At 59.9% G+C, this 15185-nt stretch carries 14 protein-coding genes; 12 read left to right on the top strand and 2 right to left on the bottom strand.

All coding sequences use genetic code 11. From position 1 onward, the window contains the following. Positions 1-251 precede the first annotated feature (251 nt). From VIO10_RS05850 to VIO10_RS05840, 3 genes are all read left to right on the top strand, one after another. Positions 252-1409, top strand: a complete 1158-nt coding sequence (locus VIO10_RS05850) for an alpha/beta hydrolase family protein (protein ID WP_331960770.1) — start codon at positions 252-254, stop codon at positions 1407-1409. An 11-nt stretch (positions 1410-1420) separates the two neighbouring features. Beyond that, entirely contained in the window at positions 1421-2143 is a 723-nt protein-coding gene (locus tag VIO10_RS05845) for a hypothetical protein (protein WP_331960767.1), read from the top strand. A gap of 168 nt (positions 2144-2311) precedes the next feature. After that, complete coding sequence (locus tag VIO10_RS05840; RefSeq protein ID WP_331960764.1) at positions 2312-4063, top strand: alkaline phosphatase family protein; 1752 nt, start codon at positions 2312-2314, stop codon at positions 4061-4063. Here the strand turns inward: VIO10_RS05840 and VIO10_RS05835 are convergent. Continuing rightward, positions 4014-4730, bottom strand: coding sequence for a VOC family protein (locus tag VIO10_RS05835; RefSeq protein ID WP_331960761.1), 717 nt, complete (start codon positions 4728-4730; stop codon positions 4014-4016). The two genes, VIO10_RS05840 and VIO10_RS05835, sit on opposite strands and share 50 nt — an antisense overlap. 150 nt (positions 4731-4880) lie before the next feature. On the opposite strand from VIO10_RS05835, the gene VIO10_RS05830 reads away from it, so the two are divergent. Next, complete coding sequence (locus VIO10_RS05830) at positions 4881-6068, top strand: acyl-CoA dehydrogenase family protein (protein WP_331960758.1); 1188 nt, start codon at positions 4881-4883, stop codon at positions 6066-6068. Between the two features lie 115 nt (positions 6069-6183). Continuing rightward, positions 6184-7278 (top strand): phosphotransferase family protein, encoded by a 1095-nt coding sequence (locus tag VIO10_RS05825; protein WP_331960755.1) that lies wholly within the window; start codon positions 6184-6186, stop codon positions 7276-7278. Positions 7279-7333: 55 nt separating this feature from the next. Here the strand turns inward: VIO10_RS05825 and VIO10_RS05820 are convergent, their stop codons facing one another. Next, positions 7334-8326, bottom strand: coding sequence for a hypothetical protein (locus VIO10_RS05820; RefSeq protein WP_331960752.1), 993 nt, complete (start codon positions 8324-8326; stop codon positions 7334-7336). 119 nt (positions 8327-8445) lie between these two features. Between VIO10_RS05820 and VIO10_RS05815 the strand changes: the two genes are divergently transcribed. From VIO10_RS05815 to VIO10_RS05785, 7 genes are all read left to right on the top strand, one after another. Further along, positions 8446-9486 (top strand): hypothetical protein, encoded by a 1041-nt coding sequence (locus VIO10_RS05815; RefSeq protein ID WP_331960749.1) that lies wholly within the window; start codon positions 8446-8448, stop codon positions 9484-9486. 21 nt (positions 9487-9507) lie between these two features. Beyond that, a complete protein-coding gene (locus VIO10_RS05810) occupies positions 9508-9816 on the top strand; it encodes a HigA family addiction module antitoxin (RefSeq protein WP_331960746.1) in 309 nt (102 codons plus the stop codon). A gap of 415 nt (positions 9817-10231) precedes the next feature. After that, positions 10232-11101, top strand: coding sequence for a xanthine dehydrogenase family protein subunit M (locus VIO10_RS05805; RefSeq protein WP_331960743.1), 870 nt, complete (start codon positions 10232-10234; stop codon positions 11099-11101). 35 nt (positions 11102-11136) lie between these two features. Then, on the top strand, positions 11137-11640 hold the full coding sequence (locus VIO10_RS05800; RefSeq protein WP_331960740.1) for a (2Fe-2S)-binding protein: 504 nt from the start codon (positions 11137-11139) through the stop codon (positions 11638-11640). Between the two features lie 57 nt (positions 11641-11697). Beyond that, positions 11698-13992 carry a xanthine dehydrogenase family protein molybdopterin-binding subunit gene (locus tag VIO10_RS05795; RefSeq protein WP_331960738.1) on the top strand — a complete coding sequence of 765 codons (2295 nt, stop codon included), beginning with the start codon at positions 11698-11700 and terminating at the stop codon, positions 13990-13992. Positions 13993-14041: 49 nt separating this feature from the next. Beyond that, a complete protein-coding gene (locus VIO10_RS05790) occupies positions 14042-14311 on the top strand; it encodes a MoaD/ThiS family protein (protein WP_331960735.1) in 270 nt (89 codons plus the stop codon). Between the two features lie 388 nt (positions 14312-14699). Further along, positions 14700-14975 carry an HNH endonuclease signature motif containing protein gene (locus tag VIO10_RS05785; RefSeq protein ID WP_331960732.1) on the top strand — a complete coding sequence of 92 codons (276 nt, stop codon included), beginning with the start codon at positions 14700-14702 and terminating at the stop codon, positions 14973-14975. Positions 14976-15185: the final 210 nt, after the last annotated feature.

The raw sequence follows: 15185 nt of genomic DNA, 5'->3' as shown, positions 1-15185 counted from the left end.
CGATCGCAACCGCGATCGGCACGGCGGAAATTTCACTCGCCATTCCTGCCGACATCGACGACGTGATTGATCTGGATATTAGAGTCATGCAAATTACGGCGTCAGGATGAAGAAAGATGTCGTGAGAGTCCGCGGTTGTGGACGGGGGTCGGAGCGACCTGCGAGTATACTGCCATGGCCCGGTAACGGGCCGTTTTGGAATGACCAAAACCGCCCACTATCCATGGCCCTGGCCAAGCAGAAGTTCAATTATGATCGGGGCTCTCCTGGCTGGCTTAACTATCTGTGCGGCAAACTGCTCTCGATTTGAATTCATCAATCTCAAATACACGCTGCCGACTGAATGCACCGCAGCCTATTCGCCTTCGATCGGCAAAGACCTCGTAGTAGGGGAATCGAGCGAAGAAGTTTTACGCAAAGTAGGGAAACCCAACGAAGCCATAAAGGAAAAAGGATATACCTATTATGTTTATTTTGTTCAGCCCTATTTCCTGCAGGAGGTCGGCGGCAAGTACCTCGGTGCATGCAGCTCAGGGCCATACACGGATTCATCGATGTACTACGTTACTTTCGCCGCAGATAAGAGAATCGAGTCCATCATGTATTATATGCTAGCAGGCGCTGCTTCGCAGCAAGTGAAGGTGCCGGGCGCGGATGGGCTGCTACTTCCGGCGACTCTCTATCAACCACGAGGATGCAGCACTGAACGTAAGCCGGGGATCGTGCTCCTCCATGGCTGGCTTGACGAGGGAGCGACGGACACTGAGCTGGGAGGGGGTGCAAACCTCTTTGCTGAACAAGGCTACGTTGTTTTGTTACCGTTAATGCGTGGTTGGGGCGGGGGCCACAACGACTGCGGGCTCAGCCAGCCGGCTGATACAACACGAATGATCGAATGGCTGGCCTCCCAACCGGGTGTTGACCCCGACCGCATCGGAGTCGTCGGGTTCTCGTTCGGCGGGCAAGTCGCACTGCTTACCGGGGCGCTTAGTCATCGGGTTAAGGCGATCGTTTCATATTTCGGACCTACCAACTTGGTTAGCCGGAACGCTCAATTGCCCTGGTATCACTGGCTTCCAAAAGCGTGCCGATCCGACCTCAAGAGCCGTTCGCCAGTTAGCGTGGCCAGCCGGATAAAAGCGCCGGTGCTTTTGATTCAGGGAGATGCCGACACGACTGTACCGCCCGAGCAAGCTCAAGAAATGGAGCAGGCGATGTGGAAGTCGGGCGGCAACGTTCAGCTATACATTGTGAGCGGAGTAGGGCATAGCAGCGCATTGTCCATAGATGCGTGGTCTGTTACGCAGCGGTTCCTAGAGGCAAACCTCGGCAAACCCAGTTGCGTCCAGACACTGCATGCGACGAATCCGTCTCCGCAGCCGACTCCGCGAGCTTTGGAACCTCAATGAAGAACGGCCTAATGGCTATATCATTGCTGGCGTCCCTGGCGATCATACCGCCAACCCAGGCGGTCGCCGAGCCGCAGCAGGAGTTCGCACCGCCGCCGGGCGGCCAGTCCCCCGGTAGCCAATCGCCGCAAGGCAATCAAGCTCTCGAGGTCGTGCCGTCGCAGAATAATCGCATTCTAGAGTTCCCGCCCCTGGTAGGCGGGGCACTGCCACCGGCCCCACAGCCTCTGACCAACCCGGAGATACCGTCACCATTTATTGGATGCTGGGAAGGGACAGTCGAGCGATGGGATTCTGCGGTTGGGAATTTCCAAAACGTGACCATCAGTAAGCCCGGTCGAATCGTATTTTGTTACCGGCCAAATCATATTGACGTTCCCGTCGCCGAGCTCGAGGCGGAATTCGCCGCGCCAGCTTGGATCAAAGGCATCGCCACGCATCTGGGCTTTCGTCTGGCCTTTGTCAAAGTGGATCGTAACGACATTTCGAACAGAATCTATGCGATTACTCCTAGCCAGATCTACGCGCGCACTTTTGTGCCGCTCAGCATCATCGGCCATTGGAGGTGGGTACTTCCTGTCCCAAAACATGCGGCATTGGTTGATGAAGAACTGGCGCAAAAGAAAGATTTGGACCATTTGTCGGTACAGGCGCGCCAGGAATTAGAAGTGGACGGGCTACCAGCCGTCAGAACCTGGCACGCCGATTTCCATCGCACAGTTGACCCTGATTAGCCCGGCGGCAGTGAGATTAGGACCGAATACACCGCTCAACGGCTATTCTCAACGAGTCGGCGCGCGAAAAATCCCTGCCCTGACGGAACCGGCGGAAAACGGTGCGCGACTCTCAGTGCTTTCCTTTTTTCCGAAATCGTATTGAGTTAGAACTTTGGAACAACTCTGATGCTGCGCCCTAAGCCTGCCTTAACCCTCATCCGCTGCGCGCTGATCTCGACCTGCGTCGCACTGTTTGCCCTGACTGCGTGCAGTTCGGCCGAACTCCTGCTCCACGGCGGCGAAACCCAGGTCAAACGCGAGCCTCGGCCCCCCGAGCCGGGTCCGTACGTTTTGATCTTTGCCTTTGATGGGGCCGGTTACGACCAGCTAATGACCGCGATTCAATCGGGCAAAGCGCCCGCGATGGCCGGGATGCTCGGCAAGCCCGAGGGAGGTGGACTGTACCAGTACGCTTACTCCGTGCCAAACGCGGTCAGCATCCTGCCCTCGACCACCATTGCCGCCTGGTCGGCGATCTTCACCGGCGCGCCGACGGCCTGGAACGGGGTGCCGGGCAACGAATGGTTCGTGCGCGAGAAGATGAAATTTTACGCGCCGGTGCCGGTGTCGGTCCAAGAGATGGACGACAACCGCGCCATGATAACCGACGGGCTGGTCGGCAAGTCGCTCAAGAGCCCGACGCTGTTTCAGCAGGCCGGAGTGAAATCGGCAGTCTCGCTGAATCCGGTTTATCGAGGCGCCGACTATTTCACGGTCATCGATCCGGTCTCGATGGTCTCCTTGTACACGGAATTCCTGGCGCGTGGCGGCGGCGAGAATTCGCCCGAAAAAATGGATATCTACGAGCAGCTCGACAAGGATTCAGTGCCGAAACTGCTCGCTTCCATGAAGGATCATGGCGTTCCGAAAATTCAAGTTGTCTATTTTCCGGGAATCGATTTGTACACGCATCTCGCCACCGATCCGTTGCCGATGGAAGTCGCCTACCTCGAGACGGTAACCGATCCTCTCGTCGCCCGGATTCTCGACGCGTACCGGAATTACGGCATTCTCGATCAGACGTACATCGTGGTGATCGCCGATCATGGTCACACTCCCGTGCTGAAGGACGCGCGCCATGCGCTTGGCGCCGGCTCCAACGAAGGGCCGGCCGCGGTTGTCAAGGCCGCGGGATTCCGGCCGAGAAAATTTGTCCTGAATCCCGGCAACAACGAGCAGGACTACCAGGCGGCCTTCGCCTATCAGGGCGCGATCGCTTACGTCTATCTGGCCGACCGCTCAACCTGTCCCAATCCCGCAATGACTTGCGATTGGAAGCGCCCGCCTCGCTACCGGCAGGACGTGCTGCCAGTTGCGCGGGCGTTCTACAACTCGAACAAAACCGGAAAGCCGGTGCAGACGATGAAGGACACGCTCGACTTGATCTTTGCGCGGGTCCCGACTCCGCCAGGAAAAAATACCCTCGAGTACGAGATCTTCGACGGTCACCGGCTGGTGCCGATTTGGGAATACTTGATCAGGCATCCGCGGCCCGACTTGCTCCAGCTCGACCGGCGGATGCAATGGTTGAGCGCCGGGCCATACGGCAATCGCAGCGGCGACATCCTGCTGCTGTCGCGGTCGGGGCTAAACCAGCCTATCCAGGATCGCTACTACTTCTCGGCCCCATATCACTCCTGGCATGGCAGCGCGTCGATGCAGGACAGCCACATCCCGCTGATCGTCGCGCGCAAAGACTATCCTGGCGCCAAGCTCAAGCAGCTCGTCGATAAGGTCGCAGGTTCCCAACCGTCGCAACTGGCGCTGGTGCCGATCGTTCGCGCGCTGCTGACCTCCCAGCCGCCGGCTGCACCCGCCGTGCCGCCCGCTAAGCCGGGACCGGACCAGTCAGCGACGCCCGCTGCGAAATCTCGATGAAGTTGCCGTCGGGGTCGCGAATGAACGAAATCCGCGCCACCGCGCCCAGCGTCACCGGCGCCGCGCCTTCCCAAACACCCATCGACATGAAGCGTCGATGCTCTCCGTCGCAATCGCGCACCTGCACCGTGATATAACGCATCCCCACTGCGCGCATCGACGCGATCACGTCCGCCGCGCTGGCCGTCGGTGATTTCCGGGCGCGCACGGCCGCCGGATCGTGCCGGAAGCTGATCGTCGTCTCGCCCAGCTTGAACCGGCCCGCGCCAATCCTCTGCGCCTGTAGCGTGCCGGCGTAGAAATTCTCGAAGGCGGCCTCGTCGGTGACGCCGATATGGATTTCGATCTGGTTGACGCCGCGCTGACCGCTCGGCGCCAGCTCGACCTCGTTGCCGTCGGGGTCCTGCATCGGAAGCGGCATCGGCGTGCGCGGATCGGAAATCGAAAGCTTTCGGTAGCCGCCCGCGACGCGGGCCGGCAGCGGATCGCGGACGTGATTTATCTTGAGCACCGATCCGAGCAATCCGAAACGATATTGCCTCACGCCTTTGCCGACCGGCAGCGTCTCCTCGTAGGGCAGCCGGATTCGTTCGCCATAGAATGCGCGCATCTCGTCCAGCCGGTTGGTGAAAATTCCCACGTCGATGAATCGCTTTGCCAATTCCATTTCAATCTCCCGCAAATGCGCCGCGCGCCGGGACTATCCTCGCCCATCGCACGATCTCCATTCAATCGTCCGCCGCTCGTCCGCTTTCATTTCTTGGCGAACTGGGTTACCTGTTGCGATACAAATCATTAGACCGCGCGAGGATTGAAAATGGACTTTTCGCTGACCCCCAAAACCGAACAATTGCGCAAGCGCGTCTCCGACTTCATGGACCAGTACGTCTTCCCCATCGAAAAAGAAGTTGCGCGCGAGGTTGGCGAGAGCGGACATACCGAGCCCCAATGCCTCAAAGACGTCCGCAAAAAAGCCAAGGCCGAGGGCCTTTGGAACCTCTTTCTGCCCGGCGAAGATGGCGCCGGTCTCAAGAATCACGAGTATGCGCCCTTGTGCGAGCTGATGGGCCGCAGCCCGATCGGCGCGCGCGCGTTCAACTGCATGGCGCCCGATACCGGCAACATGGAAATCCTGTCCGAGTTCGGCACTGCCGAGCAGAAAAAGAAATGGCTCCAGCCCTGTCTCGACGGCGAGATGCGCACCTGCTTCTCGATGACCGAGCCCGATACCGCCGGCTCCGATCCGACCCAGCTCAAGACCCGCGCCGTTCGCGATGGCGACGACTACGTGATCAACGGGCACAAGTGGTTCACTTCCAATGGCATTGGCTCGAGCTTCGCGATTGCGATGGTCGTGACCGACCCCGACGCGCCGCCCCATCGCCGCGCCAGCCAGATAATCGTTCCGACCGACACTCCCGGATTCAACCTGATTCGCGCCGTGCCGGTGATGGGCCACACCGGCGGCGGCGGGCATTGCGAGATAATCTACAAGGACTGCCGCGTGCCGGTGACCAACATACTCGGCGAGGAAGGCGGCGGCTTTGCAATCTCGCAGGCGCGGCTCGGTCCGGGACGCATCCATCACTGCATGCGAATCATCGGGGTCGCCGAACGAGGGCTCGAACTGATGTGCAAGCGGGCCAACACGCGCTTCACCCACGGCAGCTTTCTCGCCGACAAGGCCAACATCCAGGAGTGGATCGCCAACTCGCGAATCGAGATCGACTCATGCCGCCTGATGGTGATGCATGCGGCGTGGAAGATGGACACCGTGGGCAAGCGCGAGGCGCGCAACGAGATCTCGATGATCAAAGTGATGTGCGCGAACATGGTGATGATCGTGCTCGATCGCGCCATCCAGGTGTTCGGCGCGGCCGGCGTCAGCGACGACATCCCCATTGCGCGGATGTGGCGCGACAGCCGCTCGTTGCGAATCGCCGACGGCCCCGACGAAGTGCATCGCATGACCATCGCTCGCCGCGAACTGCGCAAGTACAAGTGACTCCGAGGCGTGCCCGAGGGGTCATCCTGAGCTCCTGCGAAGGATCTCTCAGGCGTGTCCGAGCCGCATCCTGAGCGAGCGAAGCGAATAAGGATCCTTGGATCGTGTTTTTGCTATGGCTGAAGCGATAGAATTCGTCCCCGAATTTGGCGACGTCCGCGACGAGGAGCAGCTCGACTGGGGCAAACTCGCCGCCTACTTGCGCGGCAGGCTTCCCGGCGCCGACGCGCCGATGACCGTCAAGCAGTTTCGCGGCGGATCGTCGAATCTCACCTACCTGCTGCGCTTCGGCGACCGCGAATGGGTGATGCGCCGGCCGCCATTCGGGCCGCTGCCCGTGGGCGGGCATGACATGGGCCGCGAGTACAAGGTGCTCTCGCGGCTGTGGGAAGTCTTCAAGCCGGCGCCGCGCGGGATGCTCTACAGCGACGACGTGTCGATCGTCGGCGCGCCATTTTTCGTGATGGAACGGCGCACCGGGATCGTCATCAAAAATCGTGAGCCGCTGCCCGCAGAGCTGGGCAACGATCCGGCGACGTTTCGCGCAATCTCGCAAGGATTCATCGATACGCTCGCCGATTTGCACGACGTCGATTACGCGGCGATTGGACTTGGCTCGCTGGGCAAGCCCGACGGATTCTTAAAGCGCCAGGTAACCGGATGGATGGGGCGATGGGAGAAAGCCAAAACCCGCGAAGTGCCGCTGATGGAAAAACTCGGCGCCTGGTTTCTCGACAACCTCCCCGTGTCGCCGCCGCCGGTGCTCGTGCATAACGACTTTTACCTGCACAACATCATGCTCGGCGCCGTCAATCACGGCCAGGTAGTCGGAGTATTCGACTGGGAAATGTCCACCATCGGCGATCCGCTGGTCGATCTCGGCATCGCGATTGGCTATTGGCGCGACCAGAGCGACCCGCCCGAACTGCTGGTGACCTCCTACGGCGAGGCGCATACGCTGCGCGCCGGCTTCATGACCCGCGACGAACTGGTGCATCGCTATTCCAGCCGCACCGGCCGCGACGTGAGCGGCATCCCGTTTTACTGGGCGTGGGCGGATTGGAAGACTGCGACCGTCGTCGAGCAAATCTACGTACGCTACGTGCGCGGGCAGACCACCGATCCGCGCTTCGCGCTGATGGGTCCGATGGCGCCGGCGCTCGCGTTCGCTGCCGCGCAGGTCGCCTCGCGCCTGGGCTTCAAGGCGTAACACTTCGGCGCGTCTCAGGAGCCCACGCCGCGCGCGGTGGCGGACCGGTAATCCGCTACCGTGACCGCCGGGCTGGCGCGCCCGACCATTTCCGGATTTCGTTCCAGGTCCAACTATCGAGGTTCGGCACCTCGCCGCCGTCGATGAATATCTCGCCAAGATTTTTCGCACGATGTGAAAATTGCTGCGCAAACGGAGTCAAGTGGTCTTCAAGATATTTGTCGAAGAAATCGATGTGAACGGCATCAATCGCGTAGTGCCTAAAGGGGGTGTCGCCGCTGAGGGGAGCCACGTTTGGTTCCTGCCGAACTATCCTTACCCAAGGAGTATAGACGGGCTCTGCGACGCGATCCGGGCCTTCCACCAGAATCATGGGGGCATCGAGCACCGCTACCGATAAGGCCGCTCTTGCGAAGACGCAGTTGTTGTCCGGGCTGTGAGCGTGACCGTAGACCGATCTGGCATGATCAGCGGCCTTTGACAGAGGAAGAACGATACTGTTGAAAGGGTCAGCGCCTGAGAGCTCGACTTTGTTGCCCTTCGGTCTGGCCTGACTGAATGAGGCCGCTCTATCTGTCCCTAGCGAAACGAAAGGCAGCTCGCATAGTCCCAGAGCCCGAGAAGCTGAGACGAGTTCGTGCCGCTCGGGATTCTTTGACGGGTTCTTTTCCCAAAGCGAAACCCCTCCATATGGCAGGCCGAAAACGGAAGGGAACCAAAGCATGTCTGGACGAGTCACCATTCGGAAGAAAATGTAGGGGTGCTCCGACTTTTTGCATTCGATCATTAGGACAATGCCTGGTATTACTTCCGCTCTTAGATCGAATCTCCCTTCCGACGATGCAAGTACGTCCAGGCTTCTTGTGTCGCCGCTGTCGCGATCTGAATATCCCCACTCCTCGGTGACGTTATAGTCGCGCTTCACTAATCGCTCAGCAACTACGCTCTGAAGAGGGTATCCAGATTTCTCGATACCCTTGATCAGATCGGCTTCTCCGATCCCTTCGGGTATACGGTTTCGCTCCGGGTTGTTGGGCTTTTGGTTCATCTGGTTCAGACCCCGATGTCGCTTCAGTGACTCCAACATTGTGAACTACGCCAAGATTAGAGCACAATATTCAGCACGGTAAATCTGGGGAAACGACCCGCAAAAGGACGCCCAACAAAATGAGCAGAGTATTCGTTCTGGGTGCTGGCGCATCCGCTTTCGCTGGGTATCCCCTCGCTCTGGATCTGTGGCGATTTATTCGTGACTCGGACCCGGCAGAGTCTCAAGCTCGCGAAGCGCACGCGGCGGTTATGAAGGTCATAGAACCTATCGTGCGAACGAACCTTCTTCCGCAAGAAGATGGCCGTCCGAATCTGGAGAACCTGTTTACACAGTTGGACCTTGGCCACATGGGGATCGGCCCGGAGGAACTGAGACTCGGGGATTGGCCCCTAATCCGAATGAAAATTGTGCGTCTAATAGTCGAAAATTTCCGATGGCAAGAATGGCGATTCCAAGGGCAAATAGTTCATGCCCGTTACCAGTCGGGTCTTGAGGTAGATCGCACCTTAGCGTTGTCCGTCCTCGCTGCATGGGCGGATACGCTCAAACCGGGAGATACAATACTGAGTTTCAATTGGGATCTTTTGCACGAATCGGCTTTATGGCGCGCTGGCAAATGGCATTTTGCAGACGGCTATGGCTTTCAATGTAGAGACGCGCCAGATTCTGCTCACTCACCCGTCAAGATTCTGAAACTGCACGGATCCGTAAATTGGGCCCAGGAATCAGACATGGACATTGCAGCCGAAATCGAGAACAAGAGAGATTTCTTCGAAGGAGCTGCTGACGATCGAAACACATTTCTGAAACGACGCGGTGCTTGGAACATGGGGCGACAGTTGATCGTTCCGAGCTACATCAAGGACCCGAGCGCTAATCGTCTTCTCGTCCGTATATGGAACCAAGCGGAAGCGGCATTACGCCAAGCCGATGAGATAATCGTAATCGGTTTCAGTCTCAACAAGGCTGATTCAGCCGCACGAAGGCTGCTCGCAACAGCTCTGGATGGAAGGTCGCCGGCGCCTCGTCTTGTGGTTGTCTCCCCGGACCAGCCTGAATGGGATATGTTCTGCTACTATAACTTGCAGATCAAACAAGAACGAATCCGGAAACGGTTTGAAGACTGGATCACAACAAGACCGTTTTCCGACGATTGAGACGGTTCGTACGCTGTAAGCATGGCTCGCGCTAAAAAAATACCGCCGCTTCATCCTGGCAAGGTCTTGTACGAGGACTTCATCGTTCCGACCGCCATCAGCATCCATCGGCTTGCGATGGATTTCCGCGTGCCGGCCAATCGGATCGCGGAAATCGTAAAGGGCGAGCGCGCGATCTCGGCAGACACCGCGCTTCGCCTCGCTCGTTATCTCGGTACCTCGGCGGAATTCTGGCTCGGATTGCAGAGCGACTACGAACTCGAAAAAGCCAAAGACCAACTGGCGGCGAAAATCGAGCGCGAGGTCAATCCCCGCAAACGCGCGGCATGACGCGGCTCGGATTCAACTCGAAAATTCAAAGTAGGTACAGGCCATCCCGTCGCGACGCCGGACGCCGGAGTATCCGTCGAGATTCTTCGCCGCAGCGGCTCAGAATGACCGGATTGTTTTTCCGTCATCCTGAGCGCAGCGAAGGATCTCGCGCTCCAGCGCGTCCCCCAGCGACATCAACGAGATGGAGCTTAACTGCAACAAGCGCGGATTCTTCGTCGCTCAGTTCGAGGAAATCTCTGGCGCTTCCGACTTTCCATCCTGCGCTTTCCAGTCGCTGTTTTTTGCGTTTCTCCATCGCTCCTTGCGCAGACCGCGTTCGACGCAATCATCCTGCTCTTTTCAGCGGGCGGCAACTAGGCTATCCAAGGTACCAAGGCGCGAATAATTATCCCGGCCCGGAGGTTTCCCAATCTTGCACGCCATCGATTACGAAGCCCCAACCACGCTCGATCAGGCGGTCAGCATCCTCAAAGCCCACGGTGAGAACGCCCGCCCGTTCTGTGGCGGCACCGATATCATCATCCAGTTGCGCGCCGGAGTCCGCCGCACCGAGCATCTGGTCGACGTCAAGAAAATCAAGGAGCTTCAAGCGCTCTCCTTCAATGCGAAGAAGGGATTGCGGCTGGGCGCGGCCGTGGCTTGCATCGAGATTAGCCAGAGCGACGTGATGCGGCGTCATTACCCCGGCCTGACCGAGGCGGCGCATCTCATCGGCTCGCTGCAGATTCAGAACCGCGCCTCGGTGGGCGGCAATCTGTGCAATGGATCGCCGGCCGCGGACACTACGCCTGCGCTGATCGCGCTCGGCGCGCGCGCCCGAATCGCCGGCCCCAAGGGCGAGCGCGAGGTGCCGGTCGAGGCCTTCGTCGTATCGCCCGGACGCACCGTGCTCAAGCCCGGTGAGTTGCTGGTGGAACTGCTGGTTCCGGCGCCGGCGCCGCATTCGAGCGACGCATATCTTCGTTTCATCCCGCGCAACGAGATGGATATCGCAGTCGTCGGTGTGGGAGCATCGCTTACGCTCGACGGCGACAAGGTCAAGGCGGCGCGGATCGCGCTTGGCGCCGTTGCGCCGACTCCGATCCTCGCAAGCAAAGCCGCCGCCGCGATCGTTGGCAAGAAACTCGACGATGCGGCCCTCGAGGCCGCCGGCCGTGCGGCGAGCGCGGCCTGTTCGCCGATCGACGACATGCGCGGGACGGCGGAATTTCGGCTCCACATCGCCGCGGTGCTCACGCGCCGCGTGCTCTTAATCGCGGCCGAACGCGCGAAAAAGAACTGAATTACAGCAACGAACACAAACGGCGCATAAAACTAATGTCGAAAAAGACCCTGGTAGAAGCAACGATTAACGGCGAAACGGTCGAGTTCCTCTGCGAGCCGCGCCAAAGCCTGCTCGAAGCGCTGCGCGACGTGCTCGAGCTCACCGGCTCCAAGGAAGGATGCCTGACCGGCGATTGCGGCGCTTGCACCGTGCTGGTCGACGGCCGCGCGGTATGCTCGTGCCTGATGCTCGGCGTCGAAGCGCAAGGCAAGAACATCGTGACCGTCGAAGGGCTCGCCACCAATGGCGTGCTTAGTGTTTTGCAGAACAAGTTTCTCGAGCATGCGGCCTTGCAGTGCGGCATCTGCACTCCCGGATTCCTGATTTCGGCGAAGTCGCTGCTCGATCGCAATCCGAAACCGACCGAGCACGAAGTCCGCTACGCGCTGGCCGGGAATCTGTGCCGATGCACCGGTTATGACAAGATTGTGAAAGCGGTGCTCGACGCGGCTGCGGATATTCGCTCGCACAGCGAAGCCAAAGCGGCGCCGCGATGAGCGCGTCGCAGGACTGACAGGACTATCGATACGACTAGGCGATCCGAGAGGTAAGGCATGGCGGCATCAACCACGACAGGCGATTTCAAAGTCATCGGCACCCGTCCGATTCGGCCCGACGGCGTTGACAAAGTGACGGGCCGCGCCAAGTTCGGCGCCGACTACGCATTCCCCGGGATGCTGCACGGCAAGGTGCTGCGCAGCCCGCACGCCCACGCGATTATCAAATCGATCAAGTTCGACAAGGCGCTCAAGCTCCCCGGCGTCAAGGCTATCGTCACCTCCAAGGATCTCCCGCCGGCGGAGAACAAGCTCGAGCAGGCCGGCGAGATGACGATTAACCCGATGTACCTGTCGATGAACATCCTCGCGCACGACAAGGTCCTGTATGACGGCCATGCGATCGCCGCCGTCGCCGCGACCAGCCCGCATATCGCCGAGGAAGCGCTGCGCCTGATCGAAGTCGAATACGAAGTGCTGCCGCCCGTGATGACCGTCGAGGCCGCCACCAGGCCCGGCGCCACGATTCTGCTCAACGAACTGCGCAACCCTGAGCTGGGCGACAAGCCGACCAACGTCGCGCAGCACTACCAGTTCAAACGCGGCGACCTCGCGGCCGGATTCAAGGCCGCGGACTATGTGATCGAGCGCGAATTCAACACCGCGACGGTGCATCAGGGATACATCGAGCCTCACAACGCCGTCGGCATCTACAACTCCGACGGACAGGCAACGATTTACTGCTCGACTCAGGGCTCCTTCGACGTGCGCTCGCTCAGCGCGCAGGTGTTGGGGATGCCGGTCGGCAAAATCAAAGTCGTGCCGGCCGAAATCGGCGGCGGCTTCGGCGGCAAGACCACCATCTACCTCGAGCCGCTCTCGGTGCTGCTCTCGAAGAAGACCGGCGCCCCCGTCAAGCTCGTCATGTCGCGCGCGGAAGTGCTCCGCGCCAGCGGACCGACCCCCGGCTCGAAGATCAAAGTGAAGATGGGCGCGACCAGGGACGGCAAGCTCGTCGCCGCCGAAATCTGGATGGCATACGAGGCCGGCGCGTTTCCGGGCTCGATGGTGGCGGCCGGCGCCTTGTGCATCATCGCTCCCTACACCATCGAGAATTTTCAAATCGACGGCTACGACGTGGTGGTCAATCGGCCCAAGGCCAACGCCTATCGCGCGCCGGGCGCAACCAACGCCGCGTTCGCCTCCGAAACTGTGATCGACGAGCTGGCCGAGAAGTGCGGAATCGATCCGATCGACTTCCGCATCAACAACGGGGTCAAAGAAGGCTCCGCGCAGATCATGGGCCCTCCCTTCAAGCGCATCGGATTTATCCAGACCTGCGAAGCGATCAAGAACAGCCCGCATTACAAGTCGAAACTGACCGGCAAGTTCCGCGGACGCGGCGTCGCGTCGGGATTCTGGTTCAACGCCGGGATGCAATCGTCGGCAATCGTCAATATCCATACCGACGGAACCGCCAGCGTTGTCACCGGCTCGCCGGATATCGGCGGCTCGCGCGCCTCGATGGCGATGATCACTGCCGAAGTGCTCGGACTGCCGTTCACCGACGTGCGGCCGCTCACCGCCGACACCGATTCGATCGGTCATACCGACGTGACCGCCGGAAGCCGCGTCACTTTCGCAACCGGGATGGCGGTGTACGAGGCGGCCAAGGACGCCGTGCGCCAGTTGATCGAGCGTGCCGCCAAGGTCTGGGAGAAAAAACCCGACGAAGTCGAATTCCGCGACGGTATGCTCCATCTCAAAGGCGACGGCGTGCCCCCCATGTCGATTAAGCAGATCGCACCCCGCTTGCCCCGCACCGGCGGTCCGATCACCGGGCGCGCCAGCGTCAATGCGCGCGGCGTCGGACCCGGATTTGCCACCACCGTCGTTGACGTCGAGGTCGATCCCGACACCGGCAAGGTGCAACTGCTGCGATGCACCGTCGCGCAAGACGCCGGCAAGGCGATTCATCCCAGCTACGTCGAAGGACAAATGCAGGGCGGAACGGCCCAGGGAATCGGATGGGCGCTGAACGAGGAATACTTCTACGACGACAAGGGCACGCTGCGTAACTTCGGATTTCTCGACTACCGGATCCCGACCTGCCTCGACTTGCCGATGATCGAAACGGTCATCGTCGAGGAAGCAAACCCCGGCCATCCGCTGGGCGTGCGTGGCGTTGGCGAGGTGTCGATCGTGCCGGCGGTAGCAGCGGTCGCCAATGCGATCTATCACGCGGTGGGGGTCAGGATGACCCAGGCGCCGATGTCGCCGCCCAGGTTGCTCAAGGCGATCCTGAAGCTTCGCGGCGCCACAACGAAACAACATTCCGCCGCGGCGAATTGATCACCAGTGACGGAAAGAGGCGGGCGAACCGCCCCCTGATTTTTCCGCAATGCCAACGGTTGTGATTCCCGCGCTGCTCCGCAAATTCACCGGCGGCGTCGAGCGCGTTGAACTGCCGGGAAAATCGATCCGCGAGCTGGTTCAGCGTCTTGGCGAGCGGTTTCCAGGCATCGACCAGCAGTTACTCGAGGATGGGGACATCCGGCCGTCGATCGCGGTATCAATCGACGGTGAAATAGCCACCGGCGGCGTGCTCGATGCCGTTGGCGAGGACAGCGAAGTGCATTTCATTCCCGCGCTTGGCGGAGGCGAAGCCTGAGCGCCAAACAGCCCGCCCGAAAGCCGCTGTTTCCCTGCCGACAGCGGGTTCGCCGGCATCCATTGCATGATACACGCACTTGCGTACAATACGTTTGCTGGCCGGGGTTTGCCCCCCTTTTCCCGGTTGGCTACGGGCCGGGTGGAGCAATCTGCCTGGCCCTAATTTTTTGGTCAGAATAATGCCCTGGCCGCCTCGCCGATTAAATTCGCTTCCCCAGCCGTCCGCCCTTGCTGGTAGCCGGATTCCCCGTTTGTTGGTCACGAACAGACGCCCCTCGATTTGATTAGCAGGGCTAATGCATCTCCGGCTTTCAACATTTCGCTTACCTTGCTAACTGCCGGTCGCCGCGATACAAATCTCGCACGCCGGAACCAGCGGGACTCCAATGGCATACGAATATCCGTTTGCTTCAGTCGGCGAACAGTTGAAGTTGAGCGTATGGGCAAAGGGTGAGATCGCCTTGGGCTACAATCCGATCTTCTATCGTCGTGACGCATTCGGCGCCTGGATGCAGTACAGCGCGCATGCCAATACGTCGTCCCATTTTGGTTGGGAAATCGGTCACATTAAGCCCGTCGAACAAGGCGGGAGCGACGAGCTTTCGAATCTTCAACCGCTCCAGTGGCGGAACAACCGCATCCGGACTGCGCCGCAGCCGTAAACCGCTTACCCTGTTCTAACAGGGACGAAGTCCCGCATCTGCTCTTAGCATCGGGTTTAGGCGTCACCTTGGCCGTTGCTACGGCTGGCCAGTATTAAGCCGTTGGCAGTGGCCGCGCCCGCCCGTTGGCACGGGAGGCCAGTATTAAGAGACCGCGCGCCCGCCGGTTCATCTATCGCATAGTCGCGAAAAGATGCGCTGCGCAGATTT

The sequence above is a fragment of the Candidatus Binatus sp. genome, from assembly GCF_036567905.1.
Lineage (GTDB): Bacteria > Desulfobacterota > Binatia > Binatales > Binataceae > Binatus.
Note: the sequence above shows the minus strand (reverse complement) of the source record. Positions and strands in the feature narration are given on the sequence as shown.